At 66.0% G+C, this 20,317-nt stretch carries 17 protein-coding genes and 1 tRNA gene; 9 read left to right on the top strand and 9 right to left on the bottom strand.

Annotated features, from left to right (window positions below; translation table 11 throughout):
- Positions 1–29 precede the first annotated feature (29 nt).
- Positions 30–1,160 carry an Rv3169 family protein gene (locus tag ON44_RS22145; RefSeq protein WP_051182320.1) on the bottom strand — a complete coding sequence of 377 codons (1,131 nt, stop codon included), beginning with the start codon at positions 1,158–1,160 and terminating at the stop codon, positions 30–32.
- Positions 1,161–1,168: 8 nt separating this feature from the next.
- The gene (locus ON44_RS22140) at positions 1,169–2,299 is read right to left on the bottom strand and encodes a phosphotransferase family protein (protein ID WP_040693112.1); all 1,131 of its coding nucleotides are present in this window, start codon (positions 2,297–2,299) and stop codon (positions 1,169–1,171) included.
- 260 nt (positions 2,300–2,559) lie between these two features.
- Between ON44_RS22140 and ON44_RS22135 the strand changes: the two genes are divergently transcribed.
- Entirely contained in the window at positions 2,560–3,921 is a 1,362-nt protein-coding gene (locus ON44_RS22135) for a hypothetical protein (protein ID WP_040693109.1), read from the top strand.
- Between the two features lie 16 nt (positions 3,922–3,937).
- Here the strand turns inward: ON44_RS22135 and ON44_RS22130 are convergent, their stop codons facing one another.
- Positions 3,938–4,390: a nucleoside deaminase gene (locus ON44_RS22130; protein ID WP_040693107.1), complete on the bottom strand. Its 453-nt coding sequence runs from the start codon at positions 4,388–4,390 to the stop codon at positions 3,938–3,940.
- Positions 4,391–4,582: 192 nt separating this feature from the next.
- On the opposite strand from ON44_RS22130, the gene cobA reads away from it, so the two are divergent.
- The 3 genes from cobA to ON44_RS22115 all read left to right on the top strand — a co-directional run bounded on the left by cobA (position 4,583) and on the right by ON44_RS22115 (position 9,005).
- A complete protein-coding gene (gene cobA, locus ON44_RS22125) occupies positions 4,583–5,842 on the top strand; it encodes a uroporphyrinogen-III C-methyltransferase (protein ID WP_040693140.1) in 1,260 nt (419 codons plus the stop codon).
- 152 nt (positions 5,843–5,994) lie between these two features.
- Complete coding sequence (locus ON44_RS22120; protein ID WP_083898059.1) at positions 5,995–7,521, top strand: MFS transporter; 1,527 nt, start codon at positions 5,995–5,997, stop codon at positions 7,519–7,521.
- 2 nt (positions 7,522–7,523) lie between these two features.
- Positions 7,524–9,005 (top strand): MFS transporter, encoded by a 1,482-nt coding sequence (locus tag ON44_RS22115; RefSeq protein ID WP_040693105.1) that lies wholly within the window; start codon positions 7,524–7,526, stop codon positions 9,003–9,005.
- Between the two features lie 17 nt (positions 9,006–9,022).
- On the opposite strand, the gene ON44_RS22110 is transcribed toward ON44_RS22115, so the two are convergent.
- Positions 9,023–9,430, bottom strand: a complete 408-nt coding sequence (locus tag ON44_RS22110) for a PPOX class F420-dependent oxidoreductase (protein WP_040693134.1) — start codon at positions 9,428–9,430, stop codon at positions 9,023–9,025.
- 50 nt (positions 9,431–9,480) lie between these two features.
- The gene (locus ON44_RS22105) at positions 9,481–11,166 is read right to left on the bottom strand and encodes a PucR family transcriptional regulator (RefSeq protein ID WP_040693103.1); all 1,686 of its coding nucleotides are present in this window, start codon (positions 11,164–11,166) and stop codon (positions 9,481–9,483) included.
- Between the two features lie 120 nt (positions 11,167–11,286).
- On the opposite strand from ON44_RS22105, the gene ON44_RS22100 reads away from it, so the two are divergent.
- Together ON44_RS22100 and ON44_RS22095 are read left to right on the top strand one after the other, a co-directional pair.
- Complete coding sequence (locus ON44_RS22100) at positions 11,287–12,777, top strand: CoA-acylating methylmalonate-semialdehyde dehydrogenase (protein ID WP_040693102.1); 1,491 nt, start codon at positions 11,287–11,289, stop codon at positions 12,775–12,777.
- A 17-nt stretch (positions 12,778–12,794) separates the two neighbouring features.
- Positions 12,795–14,162, top strand: a complete 1,368-nt coding sequence (locus ON44_RS22095; RefSeq protein ID WP_040693100.1) for an aspartate aminotransferase family protein — start codon at positions 12,795–12,797, stop codon at positions 14,160–14,162.
- Between the two features lie 140 nt (positions 14,163–14,302).
- Here ON44_RS22095 and ON44_RS50365 read toward each other — a convergent pair.
- From ON44_RS50365 to ON44_RS22085, 3 genes are all read right to left on the bottom strand, one after another.
- A tRNA-OTHER gene (locus tag ON44_RS50365) sits at positions 14,303–14,437 on the bottom strand.
- Positions 14,438–14,580: 143 nt separating this feature from the next.
- Positions 14,581–15,312 (bottom strand): DUF7873 family protein, encoded by a 732-nt coding sequence (locus ON44_RS22090; RefSeq protein ID WP_040693099.1) that lies wholly within the window; start codon positions 15,310–15,312, stop codon positions 14,581–14,583.
- 152 nt (positions 15,313–15,464) lie between these two features.
- Positions 15,465–15,701, bottom strand: a complete 237-nt coding sequence (locus ON44_RS22085; RefSeq protein ID WP_157187253.1) for a hypothetical protein — start codon at positions 15,699–15,701, stop codon at positions 15,465–15,467.
- A 58-nt stretch (positions 15,702–15,759) separates the two neighbouring features.
- On the opposite strand from ON44_RS22085, the gene ON44_RS22080 reads away from it, so the two are divergent.
- Together ON44_RS22080 and ON44_RS22075 are read left to right on the top strand one after the other, a co-directional pair.
- Positions 15,760–16,437 (top strand): NADPH-dependent F420 reductase, encoded by a 678-nt coding sequence (locus ON44_RS22080; protein ID WP_040693095.1) that lies wholly within the window; start codon positions 15,760–15,762, stop codon positions 16,435–16,437.
- A gap of 412 nt (positions 16,438–16,849) precedes the next feature.
- Entirely contained in the window at positions 16,850–17,794 is a 945-nt protein-coding gene (locus tag ON44_RS22075) for a hypothetical protein (RefSeq protein ID WP_157187252.1), read from the top strand.
- A gap of 273 nt (positions 17,795–18,067) precedes the next feature.
- Here ON44_RS22075 and yaaA read toward each other — a convergent pair whose 3' ends face one another.
- A complete protein-coding gene (gene yaaA / locus ON44_RS22070) occupies positions 18,068–18,814 on the bottom strand; it encodes a peroxide stress protein YaaA (RefSeq protein WP_040693093.1) in 747 nt (248 codons plus the stop codon).
- A gap of 135 nt (positions 18,815–18,949) precedes the next feature.
- Here yaaA and ON44_RS22065 point away from each other — a divergent pair.
- Positions 18,950–20,317: proline--tRNA ligase (locus ON44_RS22065; protein WP_040693092.1), on the top strand; the 1,368-nt coding region annotated here is incomplete at its 3' end.

The following is a 20,317-nucleotide window of genomic DNA, read 5'->3' as shown; positions in this document are numbered from 1 at the left end:
CGCGCACGAGTGCGTGCCCACCGAAAACCCTACGGCGCGACCGAACCCCAGTCTGCGAACCCGGTCGGGTCGTGCCGCCCGAGACTTCCGTGTTCGAACAGGCCCCACCCCTCGGAATCCCCGCAGCGCGCGTGTGCGACATGATCGATGACCCCGAACGGGATGCGCCCCGCGATGGCCGGATCGGTGAGGTCGTAACTGCTGCTCGAGGACCAGTCGCGCCCCATCCATCGACCGTGCAACCAGTCCGGATCCCCGCCGTATCCGCAGCCGACGTGCAGGGGGACATTGGTGACGGTCCGGACTTCGACCTCGAGCGGCTTACCGTCAGGGGTGGTCATCTCCAGCCGTGCGCCGATGGGATGCCTGGTGCCGGAACGGTATTCGATGTGGTAGCGCGGCCACCCCAGCTGTTCGGTGCGACCGTCCGGGAAGATGCGGACGGCGTCGTTGAGGGTGCGCTTGCCGTCCGGTTCCTCCTGCAGGATCAGCACGATGGCGAAGTCGTCGAAGCGCAGCGGCACGTACATCCACCAGAATCCGCCGGACGGTTCGGCGGCGGCCCGGCCCGGCGGCTCGGGTTCGCCCACCGGGCGGATGCCCCAGGAGCGGTCCCGGGTGCCCATCCAGACGGCCGGGTCGACGGTGCGATCCGTGCCGTCGACGTGCAGCGTTCCCTCCCACGAGCCGACCTGTGCGAACCGGGTGGCCTGGATGATCGGGCGGTTGCCGTTGAGGATCAGATGCGGTTGTTCCTCGACAGTGGGGAAGGATCCGTGCCAGGTGAGGTCGAAGCCGAGGTCATCGTGCTCGCAGATCACCCGGATCCGCTGCAGCGGTTCCTGCACCTCGATGCGGTAGCCGCCGACGCGCAGGTCGACGCCGCGATCGCCGAGCGCGTCGGAGAAGCGGACCGTGCGCTGGATGTCGCCACGTCGGACGCAGGCGTACGCGTCGATCACCCCGAGGTTCGGATACACCCCGCCGCCGGTGACGAAGAAGGTGCCGCCGTCGCGGTCGTGGCCGTTGAAATAGCTTCTGTCGTAGAAGTTCCGGTCACTGCTGGCGACTCGGGACATGGACAGGTGGGTCTGATGGATGGGGTATTCGTCGAGGGGCGAGGGAGCGGAGCCTGCGGAGCGACCATCGGATACAGCCATGATTTCCTCTAATCCCATTCGTAGGTTCCGTCGAGCAGCGCCTCCAGGCTTGCTCGGTGCATCACGTAGTCGTCGCGATCGGGGGTGTCGGTGTCCTCGCCGAAGTGGATCATCCGGCGCTTGACCCTGGCCATCACGATCGCGTGCCGCAGCGCGGCGTACACGATGTAGAAGTCGAGATCCCGAACCGTATATCCGGTTGTCTCCTCGTATTTCGCGACGACATCCGCGCGCCGCAGGAAGTCCGGCAGTCCGGGCTGATCGAAGCGGGTGGCAAGGTCCTGGAAGAAGCGGTGAATGAAGATGACCCAGGCGATATCCAGTTCGCGCGGGCCGAGTCCGGCCATCTCCCAATCGAGTACACCGACCGGGGTGAAGCCGTCGTACAGAATGTTGCCCGGTCGCGAATCGCCCCAACTCAATACGTCCGGACCGGGATCGGCGGGCCAGTGCGCGTCGAGCCAGTCGAAGGTTCGCTCGATCAGCGGAATCGGGTAGCCGTCATCGGCCAATGCCCAGCGGTACCAGTTGCGATGCCATTCGACATGTCGGCGCAGCGCTTGACCAGGACCGTCGAGCATCGGGAATCGCGTTGCCGGATCGGAGATTTCGTGCACCTTCGCAATGACCTCGACGGTCTTCGCGGTCAATTCCGCCCGCTCCTCGGGACTGGCGTCGAAGAGCCAGCCGATGAAGACATACGGCGGATTGTCCGACGGCACTCGGCCCTCGACCCGCCGCATCACGAAAAACTTTGTGCCGAGCGGCTTCTCGTCGGTCTCCAGCCAGCACAGCTCGGGGACCGGCACCGCCGAGGCGGCCGCGACCCCGGCCATGATCTGGTATTGCAGCTCCAGGTCGTAGTTTTCGAAGACCGGGAACGAGTCGGCCTCCGGTGTCATCCTGGCTACGAACGAACCGCCGTCCGCGCGCCCGTCCACACTCCATTCGGCGTCGAAGAGCACCGTCGGACTCGACATCCCCGCACCCTGCGGCCGCGACAGCGCCGAAATCCTGGGCGGGTGATCCGCGTGGACCTTGCCGTCCAGCCACCGGGACAGGTCCTCGGCGAGGGTGTCGAGGTCCCGCGCGCTGACGGTCAGCTGCCGCCGCGCGGTGGGATCGGGATCGTCGGCCATTCTTTGTCCTCCTGACGCATGTGCCTGCGGAAACTGTAACGCGTTCTAGTCGATGCTTACCGTAGAAATTCGAAGAAATCGAGCGACCCTCACTGGGTGATATTCGGTATTGACAATCCACTGCACCAGGCGGGGGTCATACTTCCGGCGGAGTCGCGTACGCCGCGGGAAGGGGGTGGAATCGGGGTTTTCCTGGAAGCGGTCGGGCTCTGGCACCGATACCGTCGGCTGACGTGGAGTCGTGAGAGGGAGGGATCGGTGTGAGTGCGGTCGGTGTAGAGGTTCTCGATCGGGCAGAAAGCGTCATACCGCCCGAGCAGCCCGTGCGGTGGAATCCGTTGACCAGGATCGCTTTTCGGTTCTCCTTCGGCTATTTCGGACTGTTCTGCCTGCTGTTCACCCAGATTCCCTTCGCCTTCGCCGGACTGCTCGCCGAATCGCTGTCGGACAATGCGGTGCTCTGGGAATTCCGCGCTTTGCGCCCGATCATCGAGCCGGCCGGACGACTGTTCTTCGATACCGATGTCGTGCTGCGCGAGGATTCGGGCAGCGGCGATCAATACTTCATGTGGACATTCGTCTTCTGTGTGCTGATCGCCGCCGCGGTGGCGACCCTCATCTGGACCGCGCTGGACCGGCGCAGGCCGAACTATCGGCAGCTGCAGGCCTGGTTCCTGCTCTTCATCCGGATGTGCCTGGGCGGGCAGATGCTGCTCTACGGGTTCGCCAAGGCGATTCCGACGCAGATGCCGGAGCCGCCGCTGGCGAAACTGCTGCAACCCTACGGTGAGTTCAGCCCCGCCTCGGTGTTGTGGAACCAGGTCGGGAGTTCACCCACCTACGAGATCCTGCTCGGCTGTGCCGAAGTGCTGGGCGGACTGCTGCTCTTCCTGCCGAGGACGGCGACGCTCGGCGCGATGCTGAGCCTGGTGAGCTTGGCGCAGGTGTTCGTGCTCAATATGACCTTCGACGTCCCGGTCAAGATCCTGGCCTTCCACCTCATGCTGCTGAGCATGGTGCTGCTCGCACCGCAGGCGCGGCGGTTGGCGAATGTGCTGGTGCTGAACCGGCCGTCCGACCCGGCCACGCAACCGGATCCGTTCCGCGGCAACCGAATTCGCCGGATCGCGATCGCGCTGCAAGTCGTACTCGGCCTGTGGATGGCAGCGGGTTTCGTGCACACCGGACTGAAGTACTGGAACGAAGGCGGCGGTGGCAGCCCCAAGCCGCCGCTGTACGGGATCTGGGCGGTATCGGAATTCACCCAGGACGGCGCGCCGGTACCGCCGCTGACCACCGACGAGACACGTTGGCAGCGAGTCGTTTTCGATGTGCAGGTAATGACCTACCAGAAGATGGACGGCACCCTGGTGCCCGCCGTCCCCGCTGTCGATACCGCCGCCCACAAGATCTCGGTGTCCGCGCCACCGGAGCAGCCGGACGCGCAACCCGCCCAGATCGCCGACTTCACCTTCGAACAGCCCGCGCCCGACCGTCTGACGCTCAACGGACAGCTGAACGGTCGGCCGGTGACCATCACCTTGCAGCAGGTCGATCTGAACAGCTTTCCGCTGCGCGGCCGTGGATTCAACTGGGTGCAGGACTATCCGTACTTCCGCTGAAATCGTTTGTCCGACGTCAATCCCCGGCTACCCCGATGTCTTCGTGCCAGAGCAGCGGTTGGTCGGCAATGAATTCGGTCATCAGGTCGATGCAGCGCTTGTCCTCGAGTACGGTCACCGCGACGCCGTGCTCGGCCAGCCAGTCATGCCCGCCGTGGAAGGTCTGTGCTTCTCCGATGATCACCGCGCCGATCCCGAACTGGCGCACCAGCCCGCTGCAGTACCAGCACGGTGACAGGGTGGTCACCATGATGGTCGAGCCGTAGTCGCGGCGGCGGCCCGCATTACGGAACGCATCGGTTTCGGCGTGCATGCTGGGATCGCCGGACTGCACCCGCCGGTTGTGCCCGCGTCCGAGCAGGGTGCCATCGGCCGCGAACAGGGCCGCGCCGATCGGAATCCCGCCTTCGGTCCGGCCGCGTAGTGCCTCCTGATATGCGACCTCCAGCAGTTGCTCTGCCTGTGTCATGGCTCCAACCTGCTGGTCTGATTGCTCCAGGTACCGTCACCCCAAGCATAGGGAGGCCGTCCCTGCGATCCACGACCGGCACGGTGCTCGTTATTGCGCCCTCGCGGCGGGTGATTGCCGGGCACGCGCACGCAGGACGTAGTCTCGAACACTGTGCCGAACACGTCAGTACCTGCCGATGACCAGCCGGAAATCAACCCGGACGACCGTCCCGCGAGTGATCCGAACTACCTGGTCGGGCTCGATCTCAATGGGCGGCGCGTGGTCGTGGTCGGCGGCGGCACGGTGGCGCAGCGCAGGCTCGGCCTATTGATCGCCTCCGGGGCGGACGTGCACGTCATCAGTCGCGAAGTCACCCCGGCCGTGGAGGGAATGGCTACGTCGGGGCAACTCACGCTGACATTGCGCGCCTACGCCGACGGCGATCTCGACGGCGCCTGGTACGCGATCGCATGCACCGACGAACCCGAGACCAATGCGGCGGTCGTCGAGGAGGCCACGCGACGACGGATCTTCTGTGTGCGCGCCGATATCGCGCGGCTGGGCACCGCGGTAACGCCGGCGACGGCTCGGCATGACGGCCTGACGCTCGGCGTGCTCGCCGGTGGTCAGCACCGGCGGTCCGCCGCGGTGCGAAATGCGCTGCTCGAGGCGCTGCAATCAGGTGTGGTGACCGACGATTCGACACCGATCACCCCGGGCGTCGCGCTGGTCGGCGGCGGTCCCGGCGATCCGGATCTGATCACGGTGCGCGGCCGCCGCCTGCTGGCCCGCGCGAATCTCGTTGTCGCCGACCGGCTCGCACCGCCGGAACTGCTCGCCGAACTCGGCCCGGACGTCGAGGTGATCGACGCGGCCAAGATTCCGTACGGGCGGGCGATGGCGCAGGAGGCGATCAATTCCGCGCTGATCGAGGGCGCCAAGGCGGGCAAGTTCGTGGTGCGGCTCAAGGGCGGCGACCCGTATGTGTTCGGGCGCGGCTACGAGGAGCTCGAGGCCTGCGTCGAGGCGGGCATTCCGGTGACCGTGGTTCCCGGTATCACCAGCCCCATCTCCGTCCCCGCCGCCGCGGGCATTCCGGTGACCCATCGCGGCGTCACCCACGAATTCGTGGTGGTCAGCGGCCACGTCGCACCCGACCACCCGGATTCCCTGGTCGACTGGCCCGCCCTGGCCCGCCTGCGCGGCACCATCGTGCTCATGATGGCGGTCGAGCGCATCGAACAATTCGCCACCGCTCTCATCGAGGGCGGCCGACCGGCCGACACCCCGGCAACAGTGATCCAGGAGGGCACCCTCCGCACCCAGCGCGTCCTGCGCGCGGACCTCGGCACTGTTGCCGCCCGCGTTCGCGAAGAAGCCATCCGCCCGCCGGCGATCGTTGTGATCGGCCCCACAGCGGGCTTCTCCGCCGAATCCGCCGCACCGCGAGCCGAGTCCTCCGCCGGGTGATGCCGCACAACCGCTGGGATCCCGCAACTGGAAGGTGTCACAACCGCCCAGTGACTTTCGCTATGACTAGATGAATCGCACCCGCGGGAGCGGAGACCTGGGTTCCGGATCAATTACAGTGGCTCACCGTGCTCGATAATCCCCCTGCGAAGATGCAGTATCCGGTGACGCAGCGGGCCTTCGGGCTCGCCATACTCGTGCTGAGCGGGCTGCAGCTGATGGTTGTGCTCGACGGCACCGTGGTCATTTTCGCGCTGCCCCGACTGCAGGAAGAGATGGGCATGTCCAGCGCGGGCGGCGCGTGGACGGTGACCTCCTACGGCCTGACCTTCGCCGGTCTGATGCTGCTCGGCGGGCGGCTCGGAGACACGTTCGGTCGTAAGCCGATGCTGATGCTGGGCGTCGCGTTGTTCACAGTCGCCTCGCTGCTGTGCGGGTTGGCGCAGGGCCAGGCCATGCTGATCGCGGCTCGCGCCGTGCAGGGCGCGGGCGCGGCGATTGCGGCGCCGACGGCATTCGCGCTGGTGGCGACCACGTTCGCGCCGGGAAAGGCGCGTAATCAGGCCATTGCGATCGTCGGCTCGATGGTCGGCATCGGCTCGGTCGGCGGTCTGGTGGTCGGCGGCGCGCTGACCCAGCTGTCCTGGCGGTGGATCTTCCTGATCAATGTGCCCATCGGCGTATTGATCATTCTCGGTGCCCTGTTCCAGCTCGCGGATACCGAACACCACCGATCGCCACTCGATATCCGTGGCGCGGTGCTCGGCACCGTGGCCTGCGCGTCGGTGGTGTTCGGCGCGACCGAGGGGCCCGAGTTGGGCTGGGGCAGTCCGGCCGTTATCGGTGCGCTGGTGGCGGGTGCGGTGCTGCTGATCGTCTTCGTAGTGGTCGAGCGCACCGTCGATGATCCGCTGCTGCCGTGGTCGCTGTTCGACAGTCGCGATCGGGTCACCACCTTCATGCTGATCTTCCTGGCCGGCGGCGTGCTCGGCGCGATGACCTTCTTCGTCGCGCAGTTCCTGCAGAACGTGCTCGGCTACGGCCCGCTGGTCGCGGGTATCGCTTCGATCCCGTTCACCATCGGCATCGGCATCGGCGGCGCGGTGGCCACCAAGGCGGCGCTGTTCGTCGCACCGCGCTGGTTGGTGTGCGGCGCGGCATTCGTCCTGGCCGCCGGACTGCTGGTCGGCTCGCAGCTCGACGGCGGCGTGAACTACCTGACCACCCTGCTGCCGCTCTTGATAGTGATCGGCTTCGGTGTCGGCGTGGCAATGGTGCTCGCGCCGCTGTGCGTGCTCGTGGGGGTGCCTGCGTCCGATATCGGTCCGCTGTCCGCGGTGAGCCAGATGTTCATGAACCTGGCGACACCGGTATTCATCGGTCTGCTCACTCCCATCGCGGCATCGCGCACCATGTCGATGGGCGGGCGCACCGGTAAGGCGGCGGATATGAACGAGGCCGAGATCTTTGCGCTCGGCAGCGGATACACGCTGGTGCTCGCGGTCTGCTCGCTGGTCGCGGTGCTGGCGGGCTTCATCGCGCTGACATTGCGCTATTCGCCGAGACAACTGGCCGAGGCACAGCACGCGCAAGAGGAATCGCAGCGGACCGGCTCCATGCCGGTGGTGCCGCGGACCGGGCCGCTACCTGTCATCCGTCGCTCTGACTACAGTGGCTGACTGTGCCAGACAATCCCGCTACGACGCCATATCCGGTGACGCGGCGGGCCTTCGGCCTGGCGATCCTGGTGCTGAGCGGGCTGCAATTGATGGTCGTGCTCGATGGCACGGTGGTGATTCTCGCCCTGCCCCGACTACAAGACGAACTGGGTCTATCGAGCTCAGGTAGTGCCTGGATGGTCACCGCCTACGGTCTGCCGTTCGCGGGTCTGATGTTGCTCGGCGGCCGGATCGGCGACTCCTTCGGCCGCAAACGCATGTTCATCGTCGGCGTCGCACTGTTCACACTGGCCTCGCTGCTGTGCGGACTCGCGCAGAACGAGGGCATGCTGATCGCGGCCCGCGCGATCCAGGGCACCGGCGCCGCGCTCGCGGCCCCGACCGCACTTGCCCTGGTAGCGACCACTTTCGCGCCCGGCCGGGTGCGTAATCAGGCGATCGCGATCTTCGGCTCCATGATGGCGGTCGGCTCGGTCGGCGGACTGGTGATCGGCGGTGCGCTCACCGAGGTGAGCTGGCGGTGGATCTTCTTGATCAATGTGCCAATCGGTGCGTTGATCCTCGCGGGCGCGGCGCTGCGGCTGCGCGACACCACCCATCAGCGACTACCCCTGGACGTGCGCGGGGCCGTACTCGGCACCCTCGCCTGCGCGTCTCTAGTATTCGGCGCGACCGAGGCACCCGAATTCGGCTGGGACAGTCCGGTCATCATCGGTTCGATCGTTGCCGGTCTGGTGGTGTTGATCGTCTTCGTGCTCGCCGAACGGTGGGTGGACAACCCGCTGCTGCCCTGGTCGCTATTCGATAAGCGCGATCGGGTCGCCACCTTCGGCGCCATCTTCCTGGCCAGCGGAGTGCTGGCCGCGACAACCTTTTTCGCGGGATTGTTCGTTCAGAATGTCGTCGGCTACAGCCCGCTGGTCGCCGGGGTCGCGTTCATCCCGTTCACCATCGGCGCTGGTATGGGCACCGCCACGGCTTCGCAACTGGCGATGACGGTCGCGCCGCGCTGGCTGTTGAGCGGTGCCGCGGCGATTCTCGTCGTCGGACTGCTGTTCGGCTCGACGCTCGAACGGGGCGTGCCGTACTGGCCGACCCTGCTGGGACTTTTCATCATGATCGGATTCGGCATCGGTGTCGCCGTGGTGATCGTCCCGCTGTGCGTATTGGTCGGTGTCGCGCCGAAGAATATCGGCCCGCTCTCCGCGGTCGGTCAGATGTTCATGAACCTCGGCACACCCGTCGCGATCGGCCTGCTCGCGCCGGTCGCCGCATCCCGCACGCTGTCGCTCGGCGGGCGAACGGGTAAGCCCGCCGGTATGACGCCCGCGGAGTTGGATGCGCTCGGAAGTGGTTACACGCTGGTGCTTTTCGTCACCGCCATCGGCGCACTGCTGGTGGGGCTGGTGGCACTGACATTGCGCTACACGGCGGCCGAGGTCGGCCAGGCGCAGCACGCAAGGGAAGAGGCCGGACAGGGCTGATCCGCCCGGCCGTGAGCTCACAGGCGACCGGCGACCTTGCGCGGGGTCACACGCACGATTACGCGCGGTCCGTCATTGACGGAGGCGGGGTTGAATTCGACGTACGGCAGCCCGGTGTAGTGCGCCGACAGCTTGTCGGGGAGCGTCTTGTCGGGATCGGGGGTGATCGTGGCGGTGCCGCGAATCTCCGCGTACACGTACGGATTATCCGGTGGATTGATCATTATCGTGATCCGCGGATCACGGGCGAGGTTCTTGCCCTGCTGCCGATCCACCGTCGTGGAGAACAGCAGGTCGTCGCCATCGCGCTCGAGCCAGATGACGGTCAAATGGGGTTGTCCGTTCGGTCCGATCGTCGCCGCGGTCGCGAAGACCTTCGACTCGTCCAGGTACTTCTTCAATTCCTCGGAGAGCACAGCTGTCATGGGTTGATGGAACGGTTGCCGACTCGTGAACATTCCCGATCCGGTCGAAATCACCTGTCGGTCCTGGAGTTCGAGTCGGCGGTCAGATCGCGAATGAGCAGTGCGGTATGCAGTGAGGTACGGGATTCACCGTCCTCGAGGTCGACGTCGAGAATCCGCTCGATGCGGGCGAGCCGGTCGTAGAGGGTCGGTCTGCTGATATTGAGTCGCTTGGCGAGTTCGGTCTTATTGCCCGCGACGTCGAGGAACTGTCGCAACGTGCGGGTCAGATCGGCCGCATGCCGAATGTCGTAGCGCAGCAACGCGCTCAGTTCCGTTTCGGCGAAGCTCTGCACGCCGGGATCATTGCGGATCAACGAGAGCAGTCCGCGCAGCCGGATATCGCCGCTGCGATAGAACGCCCGCGGCACCCCCGCGCGAGCGACGGACGCGGTGGCGGTGGCGGAACGTGACCACGTGGCGTCCCGGGAGCGCGGCCGATCAGATGCCGCGTCCAGCGATAACGCGACCTCGGCGACATGCGCCGCCTGCGCCAATTCGCGTGCGGTGTCGAGCAGTGAATCCGCTTCCGCGCCAACGCCTATGACCACCCGCCGCACCCCCTCCACCCGCCGCACCTCGGCGATGATCGCCGAGCACACGATGCGGAGCGTGTCATCGAGATCGGCGCTGCGCGGGACCGCGAGCACCATGCCGACCCGGTCGCCGTGCTCGGCCGCGGTCAATGCGGTCGCGTTCGACAGTCCGAGACCGTGGATGACCGCGTCGAGCACGCCCGCGCTGCGGCGCTGCCTGGCGACCTGATCGGATTCGGCAAGGGCGGCAACGTCTATCGCGAGCGGAACGTAGTGCGCGCGTCGGGTCAACAGGCCCAACGCGGCGGCCCTGGCCTGCGCATCGCGCTCGTCGAGGACGCGACCGTTGACCATATCGTCGATGAGTCCGGTCTGCGCTTGACGATGCAGGCCGAAGCGATCCTTATCGATCATCCGGTGCAGCGTCAGCGTCTGTGCGGCACGCTCGAGCACCATGCGGGCACGCGGCGTCGCCAGCCCGCTCGAACGCAGGATCAACCGACCCCAGCGCTGGGTATGCGGGCCGACCTGGACCACATCCCAGCCCTCCGGCAGCAGTCGCGAGGTGGTCTCCCAGTTCTCCAGAATCGCCGAGGTGCTGGTGTGCCGGGCGGTCAACGCCAGCACCCGATGCGCCAGATCTTCCAGTACGACCGAGGAATCGAGCATGTCGGCGGCCGTCTCGACGATTTCGGCCAGCGCGGCGCGGCGCACGCTGAGCTCGGTGAAGGTCTCGTGCACGGTGCGCGCGAATTCGAGTTCGGCATACTGGTCGGCCACGATCACTCGGTGCACGGCCTCGGTGATTTCCACGAAGCGGGTGACGCGATGCAGCGCGATGACCGGGAGTCCGAGTGCGTCGGCGGTCTCGGCGATGATCGGCGATAACCGCGGCACGGCGTCGCCGAGTTCGATGACCAGTCCGGCCACCCCCGCGTCGGCCAGCGAATTCAGATACGCGACCGTCGACTCGTCGCTGCCGGTCAATGCCAAGCCCGTAGTCAGCATCAATTCCCCGCCGACCAGCAACTCGGCGACATCCGGCAGGTCGCTGACGTGCACCCACCGCACCGGCCGATCCAGCGCCGCCGCACCGACGACCTCCGGCTCGCCCGCGCGCACAACCGGCATGGCCAGCACATCGGCGACAGAGAGCAGCATCTGACAAATCGTAATAGGAAATCCGGAATCGCATACAGAACGTCTGGCCGAAATCGGGCAGCGATGGTGCAGAGTCGAAACCACGACACCATCCGGCGCTCAGGATCGAATCGAGGAGATATGCAGACGATCGCGCACTGGCTCGACGGCAAACCCTTCGCGGGCACGAGCTCGGCGACCGCGCCGGTGACGAATCCGGCGACCGGAGTGGTGACCGGACAGGTCGCACTGGCCGGTGTCGAGGATGCCAGGGCGGTGATCGCATCGGCGAAGGCGGCGTTCCCGGAATGGCGTGACACCTCGCTGGCGCGGCGCACACAGATCCTGTTCCGGTTCCGCGAACTGCTCAACGAGCGCAAGGAAGAACTTGCCAAACTGATCACCGCCGAACACGGCAAGGTGCACTCCGATGCGCTCGGCGAAGTGAACCGCGGCCTAGAAGTGATCGAATTCGCCTGCGGTGTACCGCATTTGATCAAGGGCGGATTCACCGAGAACGCCTCGACGAAGGTGGACATCTTCTCGATCCGCCAGCCGCTGGGCCCGGTCGCGGTGATATCACCGTTCAACTTTCCGGCGATGGTGCCGATGTGGTTCTTCCCGATCGCGATCGCGGCCGGAAATACCGTGGTGCTCAAGCCGAGCGAGAAGGATCCGTCATCATCGCTGTGGCTGGCCGAGCTGTGGCACGAAGCCGGTTTGCCCGCAGGGGTTTTCAATGTGCTGCAGGGCGATAAGGTCGCGGTCGACGAACTGCTCGACAATCCGCATATCAAGGCTGTCTCGTTCGTCGGCTCCACACCTATCGCCAAGTACGTCTACCAGCGCGGTACCGCCAGCGGTAAGCGCGTGCAGGCGCTGGGCGGCGCCAAGAACCACATGGTGGTGCTGCCCGATGCCGATCTGGATCTGGCCGCCGATGCCGCGGTGAATGCCGGATTCGGCTCCGCGGGCGAGCGCTGTATGGCGATCAGCGTGGTGCTGGCGGTCGGTGCGGTCGGCGACGAACTGGTCGCCAAGATCACCGAGCGCGCGAAGACCATCAAGACCGGTGACGGCACCCGCGATACCGATATGGGTCCGCTGGTGACGCGCGAGCATCGCGATCGCGTCGCCGCCTATATCGATGCGGGCGAATCCGACGGTGCCAGTGTCGTTCTCGACGGTCGCGGCATCCAGGTCGATGGTGAAGCCGATGGATTCTGGCTCGGCCCAACGGTTCTCGATCATGTGGGTAGCGGGATGAGCGTCTATACCGATGAAATCTTCGGCCCGGTCCTGTCGGTCGTACGCGTCGACAGCTACGACGAGGCGCTGGAACTGGTCAACGACAATCCCTATGGCAACGGGACGGCCATCTTCACCAATGACGGCGGCGCGGCCCGGCGCTTCCACAATGAGGTGGAGGTCGGCATGGTCGGCATCAATGTGCCGATCCCGGTGCCGATGGCCTACTACAGCTTCGGCGGCTGGAAGAATTCGCTGTTCGGCGATTCGCATGCACACGGCATCGAGGGCGTGCATTTCTTCACCCGTGGCAAGGCCGTCACGACGCGTTGGCTCGATCCCAGCCACGGCGGACTCGAACTCGGATTCCCCCAGAACAAGTAGCTACGCAGGAGAATTCGATGACCCTCCCGAATGGATCGGCACCCGAGCTCGCCCGGCTGGCCGCCGCCCGCGCCTACGAACTCGACCGCCGCCACGTATTCCACTCGTGGTCCGCGCAGGCGCACCGTACGCCGATGTCCATTACGGCCGCCCAGGGCTGCTACGTATGGGACGGCGACGGTAATCGTCTGCTCGATTTCTCCTCGCAGCTGGTGAACACCAATATCGGTCACCAGCATCCGAAAGTCGTTGCGGCGGTACAGGAGCAGGCTGCGAAGCTGTGCACCGTCGCACCGCAACACGTCAACGATGCTCGCTCCGAGGCCGCCCGGCTGATCGCCGAGCGGACTCCGGGCGAACTCGACAAGATCTTCTTCACCAATGGCGGCGCCGATGCCGTCGAACACGCGGTTCGGCTGGCGCGCCTGCATACCGGCCGCTACAAGGTGCTTTCGCGCTACCGCTCCTATCACGGCGGCACCGAGACCGCGATCAACCTCACCGGCGACCCGCGGCGCTGGCCCAACGACCACGGCAATAGCGGAGTCGTCCACTTTTTCGGTCCTTTCCTGTACCGCTCGCAATTCCATGCGAGCACCGAAACCGAGGAAGCCGAACGGGCTTTGGCGCATCTCGAGCAGACCATTGTTTTCGAGGGTCCGGACACGATCGCGGCGATCGTGCTCGAATCCATCCCCGGCACAGCGGGAATCATGGTTCCGCCGCCCGGGTATATGGCGGGTGTCCGGGCGCTGTGCGACGAATACGGCATCGTCTTCATCGCCGATGAAGTGATGTCGGGGTTCGGGCGTACCGGAAAGTGGTTCGCCATAGAGCATTTCGAGGGTGTTATGCCCGATCTGCTGACCTTCGCCAAAGGGGTGAACTCCGGCTATGTGCCGCTCGGCGGTGTCGCGATCAGTCCCGCCATCGCGGCGACCTTCGATGACCGTCCGTATCCGGGCGGGCTGACCTATTCGGGTCATCCGCTCGCGACGGCCGCCGCGGTCGCGACCATCAATGCGATGCGGGACGAGCGAATCGTGGAGAACGCTGCCGATATCGGTACCCGCGTACTCGGACCCGGCTTGCGCGAACTCGCCGAACGCCATCCCAGCATCGGTGATGTGCGCGGCACCGGAGTATTCTGGGCGCTGGAACTGGTGCGGGACAAGCGAACTCGCGAACCGCTCGCACCGTACGGCGGCACCAGCGCGGCCATGAACGAAACCGTTGCCGCGGCCAAGGCGGCGGGCCTGCTGCTATTCGTCAATTTCAATCGGCTGCATGTGGTTCCGCCGTGCATTATCGACGAGACCGAGGCCAAGGAAGGCCTGGACATTCTCGACCACGTGCTCGGACTCACCGACAAGCACGCGCTCTGACCATTCCTGTTCCAACGCAAGGGAACCCGAGGGCGTAGCCTGCCCCCGGGTTCCTTGGTGCCACCCAAATTCGCGCACCGGGTCGGTGGGATCGGATCAAACTGATACGACGTGTCATACGATTAGACCATCTTCCATTGTGGCTGGAAGAACGGGATTTGAACCCGTATCTCGTCGCGATTGTGTCCTTCCTCGTGATCGGGTGTTCGGCGGCGAATGCTCAATCTGGAGCGAGAGTCTGAGATTCCGGCTGCCTCTACCGATTGGGCTATCCGGGCCTGTGCCCGGAGCGGGATTCGAACCCGCACTGTCACCGTGTCTTCAGGCTTATCTTCAGTTTGAGTTTGCGCTCTTGCGCTTCCCCCGCACACGGCGGGGGAGTCTGGGGGTCGGGGGCGATTTTTCGCCCCCGACCGGTTCAGCGGAAGAGGTAACGGAAGATCACATCACCGGTCTTGCGGTCGGTGACCTGGCTCCCGTTGGCCTCCTCGCGGGCGAATTTGACTGCCTGCTGAAGCTTTTCGACGCGCTCGACCAACTCGTTGACCCGGCGGGCAGGCAGCGCACCGGAGAACTTCACCGTGGTCCAGTAGCCGATGGCGATGTCCTCGTAGTACACCTCGACCTGCGCCGGATGCTTCTCGGTCGCCTCGGCCTTGACGTGGTTGCGTGGCACCTTCCTGGTGCGGATGGTGCGCACGGCGTCGGTGCGCCAGGTGTCGGACGAATCGTCGAATGCCCAGGCCTCGGCGGCGTCGAGCACCGGCAGCTTCTTGACGAAGGTGTGCAGGTCGGCCAGCTGCTTCTCCAGGAACAGCAGGTACGACACCGGTACGGCGGCCAGCAGGGTCTCCTCGTCGACGCGCACGTCGGCCTTGGCCTCGCAGTTCGCCCAGTCCTTGGTCGCCGTCACATCGAACAGCCGGGTCAGCGTCGCGGCCGTCTGGTGCAACACCTCCTCGGACTTGACCTGCACCCGCGTCGACTCCGGGGGAAGCTGTTCGCCCTCTTCATCTTTCGGCTGATAGGTACGCGCGATACCGGACAGCAGCCCCGGCTTCTGCAGCTGACTCTGGGTTTCGGCCAATTCGCGCAGCGCGCCGCTCTTGACGCCCTTTTCCACCGCGATGATCTGATTCAACTTCGTCATCAATTACCTCCCCGGGCGCCCTCGACGCCATCACATTCCTTGTGCGGCCCTGTATTTCGGACTTCCCCCGCCGCTCGCCGAACACTACAGACCGATCATTTCGCGCGCATCCGAGTTTTGGCGTGCGGGACGGCTGATGGCGGTCGAGGTCATCAGCTGAACCGAGCTTCGCGCCGCGCCGACCACGCGGTTCTCGGCTGCCAGGCGCGCATTTGAGACTGGTGCCGGCGCTTTGCAGCGGTCGCCAGAGCCGACCTCGACACCGAATTCGGCTCCTTGGCCGGCTCCAGCGCGTTCGAGTGCGTCGAATCGACGCCCCGCGTCCTGGTGGCGGCGCTGCTCATCGCCGCGTAACCGTCGTCGAAGCCTGTGACCGCCAGCCGCGACATCGGGGCGCACCGACGGCATGTCGGAACAATCGCGGCCTCAACTCGGTTGGGACCGGGCATGACAACGCTTGGATTGATCGGCAGCGGGAATATCGGCGGCACATTGGCACGGTTGGCCGTCGCGGCCGGACTCGATGTCGTGGTCAGTAACTCGCGGGGGCCGGAGACGCTGGCGGAGCTGGTTGCCGAGCTCGGGCCACGGGCCCGTGCCGCCACCGCCGCGGAGGCGGCCGCGGCCGGTGACATCGTCGTGGTCACGGTGCCGTTGAAGAACTACCGGCAGGTTCCGGTGGAGCCGCTGGCGGGCAAGGTCGTCATCGACACGAACAACTACTACCCGGACCGCGACGGCACCTTCCCCGAACTCGAGGACGGCACCACCACCAGCAGTGAACTGCTGCAACGCCACCTGCCGACCTCGAAGGTCGTCAAGGCCTTCAACAATATTTTCTATCCCCACCTGGCCGCCCTCGCCCGCCCCTCCACCGCCTCCGACCGCTCGGCCCTCCCCATCGCAGGCGACGACGCCGACGCGAAAAAGGCTGCCGCCGAACTACTCGACACCCTCGGCTACGACATAGTCGACGTCGGCTCGTTGAACGAGAGTTGGCGCGCCCAGCCCAATACCCCCGCCTATGGCGAGCCCTACGCCGCGGATCTTCCGTTCTGGGAGCACCCCGCTGCCCCCGCGGCTGCTGACAAGATCCGAGCCGCGTTGGCCGCCGCACAGCGCTGACCGCGCGCAGGACAGCGCGGTGCCTACTGCTCGCTGCCTGGCGAGGCCTGAGCACGCTGCCTGCGGTGGCGCATACATAGTGGACGCCGCGCATAGGTTGCAACTCTTGCGCGGCGTTCACTGGGTATGCGCCACCCGCCGGTCACGGCCTCGCGCCCACTGCGGGCTGGCTCATTGCTGGATGCTCGCTGCAGGGGGCGGCGGCACTCATGGTGCCGTGCTCGGACTCGTCCGTGCCGTCGCACCGCGGATGAGAAGATCGGCGCGGTCATCGGAGCCTGGTAGGCCGCAGGAGGTGGCTCGGTGGTCAGGTATGGCGTGTGTGGTGTGGAGTTGTGCACAGGGGGCGAGTTGTCCACAATCCGTGGATTGGGGCTTTCGGCTGGGTGGGGTCGGTCGAGAACATCGGGGAGTGGACGTACCTCGAACTATTTCCCGTCGGAATGCGCTGGAAGCCGGATTCACCGGACGTGAGCTGAGCAGGCGACCTTGGCAGCGGGTGTGCCGGGGGCAGTACCTGAGTGCGGTCGATATCGGCGAAATGACTACTGAACAAAGGCATCTGGTGCTGACCGGTGCTGTCGCCGCAGGCTCCAGTTCAGCTGCCGTCGTCAGTCATATCTCCGCGGCTGTCGTGCACGGTCTGCCGGTGTGGTCGATTCCGTTGGCACGGGTTCATTTGACGCGCAATCGAAGAACCGGGGCACGCAAGGGGAAGCGGGTCATGATGCACGCCGCGTCCATCGAGTCGGATGAGGTGGTGCAGATCGGCGATCTGCGGGTGACGACCGTGGCGCGCACGATCGTCGACCTGGCCAGAACCGTGCCGTTCGAACAAGCTGTCGTGGTGGGTGATGCGGCACTGCGCCTCGGGCGTACCAGCAGCGCCGAACTGGCGGAACAACTACTGCGGGCGAACGGCCGCCCGGGCTGCCCGGCCGCGCGCCGCGTCATCGACTTCCTCGACGGCCGCGCCGAGAGCCCCGGCGAATCGCGGAGCCGGGTTGTGTTGTGCACTGCCGGACTGCCCGCACCGGAACTCCAGTCGACCGTCCTGGATATCAACGGCGGATTCGTCGCCCGAGTCGATTTCCTGTTCCCGACGCTGGGCGTTATCGGCGAATTCGATGGAATGATCAAGTACCGCAACAACTCCCGCCGCGGCTCACCCGAATCCACCGTGATCGCCGAAAAGCTCCGTGAGGACGCCCTGCGCGCGCTGGGTTGGGCCGTTGTCCGCTGGACCTGGCCTGACCTGGACACCCCGGACCGCTGGCTGACCCGACTGGCCCGAGCCGCGGCCTTCGCTCACCGCATCCACCGAGCAGGCACCTGGCGCCCCACCGAGCGCGAATAACCCGCCGCAACCAACCGCCTTCCGCGAGTGAACCGCTCGCACAGACCCAGTGCGCGCCGCGCACAAGCTGCAACCTATGTGAGCCGTGCACCGGCCATGTGCCAGCCGTCCGTCGGGTGTGCGTTGATGCAGGCGATCCAGAGCTCGCGGAAGTCACCCTTGCGGTCCCGGTGGGTGTAGGTGCGCGAGTGAAGCGCTCGCACAGAGTCAGTGCAGGCTGCACATAAGTTGCGACCTATGTGAGCGGTGCGCTGGTCATGCGCCAGCCGCACATCAGCTGGTGATGATGATGAGTTCGGTGGGGGAGGCTATTTCGGTGCGGAGGCCGGATTTGGTGGCTATGCCGGCTACCGCGCGGATGTCGGTGGGGTCGGCGCGGGTAAGGACGAGGGCGCGGGCGAGTAGGCCCTTGTGGTGTTTGTTGAAGTGGCTCACCACGGTTCGGGAGCCGTCGGGGTGTTCGGTGAGGACATTGGCGGTGATGGCATCGGGGATGCGGCCGAGCTGCTGGTAGGTGCCCGAGCGCAGGTCGATGACGAGTTCACCGGCGGCTTCGGCGACCAGGGCGTCGGGCAGGACATCGCGCCAGATCGCGGAAAGCGTCGGCAGGCCGGGAAGTTTGGAACCACCGGAGAGCCGGTAGGCGGGGATGAGGTCATCGGCGCGGACGGCGCCGAACAGGGCGGAGCCGATGCCGAGGCGGGCATAGGCCTTGGCGCGTTGGACCTTGGTGAAGGAGCGGGCATCCAGTGCGTCGTAGAGCACGCCGGTGTAGCGCTCCAGCGCGGGCCGGGTCGCTGACGTGCGCAGCGTCGCATTGCGCGCGATCTCGGTATCAGCCCCCTTGCCGAGGCCGAGCACCGCGCGCGAAGCGTCCGGGTCGGCGGCCAGCTTGACGACCTCGTCGATGAGCCGGTCACGCACCGCCGTGAGCTGCGGCATCGCCAGCGACTCCAGCTCCAGCGGCACATCGGTTCCGCCATCGGACTTGGTTTCGGAAGGGGGCAGCAGCACCAGCACGAGCGGATAGGGTACCGGCGTGATCGGTCAGGGCTCGGAGGCGGTAGCTTGCGTAACCACGGAGAGCCCCCGATCACGCCGAAATGGGCCAATGCGTTGCAGACATCGTCCGGCCAGCGACTACCCTGTCGTTCCGTGATCACCCGCCTCTCCCACCTGTTCCTGCGTACCCTGCGCGACGATCCCGCCGACGCCGAGGTGCCCAGTCACAAACTCCTCGTCCGCGCCGGATATGTGCGGCGCATCGCCCCGGGCGTGTACTCGTGGCTGCCGCTGGGCCTGCGGGTGCTGCGGCGGGTCGAGCAGGTCGTGCGGGAGGAGATGAACGCCATCGGCGCGCAGGAGATCTCGCTGCCCGCGCTGCTGCCGCGCGAACCGTACGAGACCACCAACCGGTGGACCGAATACGGTGACGGCCTGTTCCGGCTGCAGGACCGCAAGGGCGCGGACTATCTGCTGGGGCCTACGCACGAGGAGCTGTTCGCGCTCACCGTGAAGGGTGAATACAGCTCGTACAAGGATCTGCCGGTCACGCTGTACCAGATCCAGACCAAGTACCGCGATGAGGAGCGGCCTCGCGCGGGCATTCTGCGCGGCCGCGAATTCATCATGAAGGACTCCTACTCCTTCGATCTCGACGAGGACGGGCTCGAGGCCAGCTACAACGCGCATCGCGAGGCCTACAAACGTATCTTCGACCGGCTCGACGTCAAGTACGTCATCGTCGCGGCCACCTCAGGTGCGATGGGTGGCAGCGCGTCGGAGGAATTCCTGGCGGACAGCCCGGTCGGTGAGGACACCTACGTGGTGTGCCGCGAGTCCGGCTACGCCGCGAATGTGGAAGCGGTGGTCACGCCCGCTGCCGAACCGCAACCCATCGAGGGCCTGCCCGCGGCCGTCGTACACGACACGCCGAGCACCCCGACCATCGCGACGCTGGTGGATTGGGCGAACAGTGCGGGCATCTCCGCGCAACCTGTCACCGCGGCCGACACCCTGAAGAACATCATGGTCAAGCTGCGCCACCCGGACGGTAAGACCGAACTGCTCGGTGTCGGCATTCCGGGCGATCGCGAGGTCGACGACAAGCGCCTCGGCGCCGCGGTCGAACCCGCCGAGGTGGAACTGCTCACCGAGGCCGATTTCGCCGCCAACCCGTTCCTGGTCAAGGGCTACATCGGCCCGAAGGCATTGCAGGCCAACGGTGTTCGCTACCTCGTCGACCCGCGCATCGGCACCGGCACCAGCTGGATCACCGGCGCCGACGAACCGGGCAAGCACGTCGTCGGCCTGGTCGCGGGCCGCGATTTCACCCCCGACGGCACCATCGAGGCCGCCGAGGTGCGAGACGGCGATCCCTCGCCCGACGGGCGCGGCGTCCTGGTATCCGCCCGCGGCATCGAGATCGGCCACATCTTCCAGCTCGGCAACAAGTACACCGATGCTTTCGAGGTCGATGTGCTCGGTGAGAACGGCAAGCCGGTGCGGCTCACCATGGGCTCC

This window comes from Nocardia vinacea NBRC 16497 (assembly GCF_000308835.1).
Classification (GTDB): domain Bacteria; phylum Actinomycetota; class Actinomycetes; order Mycobacteriales; family Mycobacteriaceae; genus Nocardia; species Nocardia vinacea.
Note: the sequence above shows the minus strand (reverse complement) of the source record. Positions and strands in the feature narration are given on the sequence as shown.

Coding starts and splice junctions, on each gene's coding strand:
- ON44_RS22145 (WP_051182320.1), bottom strand. CDS start 1,160: ATGGCTGTATCCGATGGTCGCTCCGCAGGCTCCGCTCCCTCGCCCCTC.
- ON44_RS22140 (WP_040693112.1), bottom strand. CDS start 2,299: ATGGCCGACGATCCCGATCCCACCGCGCGGCGGCAGCTGACCGTCAGC.
- ON44_RS22130 (WP_040693107.1), bottom strand. CDS start 4,390: ATGACACAGGCAGAGCAACTGCTGGAGGTCGCATATCAGGAGGCACTA.
- ON44_RS22120 (WP_083898059.1), top strand. CDS start 5,995: ATGCAGTATCCGGTGACGCAGCGGGCCTTCGGGCTCGCCATACTCGTG.
- ON44_RS22110 (WP_040693134.1), bottom strand. CDS start 9,430: ATGACAGCTGTGCTCTCCGAGGAATTGAAGAAGTACCTGGACGAGTCG.
- ON44_RS22105 (WP_040693103.1), bottom strand. CDS start 11,166: ATGCTGCTCTCTGTCGCCGATGTGCTGGCCATGCCGGTTGTGCGCGCG.
- ON44_RS22100 (WP_040693102.1), top strand. CDS start 11,287: ATGCAGACGATCGCGCACTGGCTCGACGGCAAACCCTTCGCGGGCACG.
- ON44_RS22095 (WP_040693100.1), top strand. CDS start 12,795: ATGACCCTCCCGAATGGATCGGCACCCGAGCTCGCCCGGCTGGCCGCC.
- ON44_RS22090 (WP_040693099.1), bottom strand. CDS start 15,312: ATGACGAAGTTGAATCAGATCATCGCGGTGGAAAAGGGCGTCAAGAGC.
- ON44_RS22085 (WP_157187253.1), bottom strand. CDS start 15,701: ATGTCGCGGCTGGCGGTCACAGGCTTCGACGACGGTTACGCGGCGATG.
- ON44_RS22080 (WP_040693095.1), top strand. CDS start 15,760: ATGACAACGCTTGGATTGATCGGCAGCGGGAATATCGGCGGCACATTG.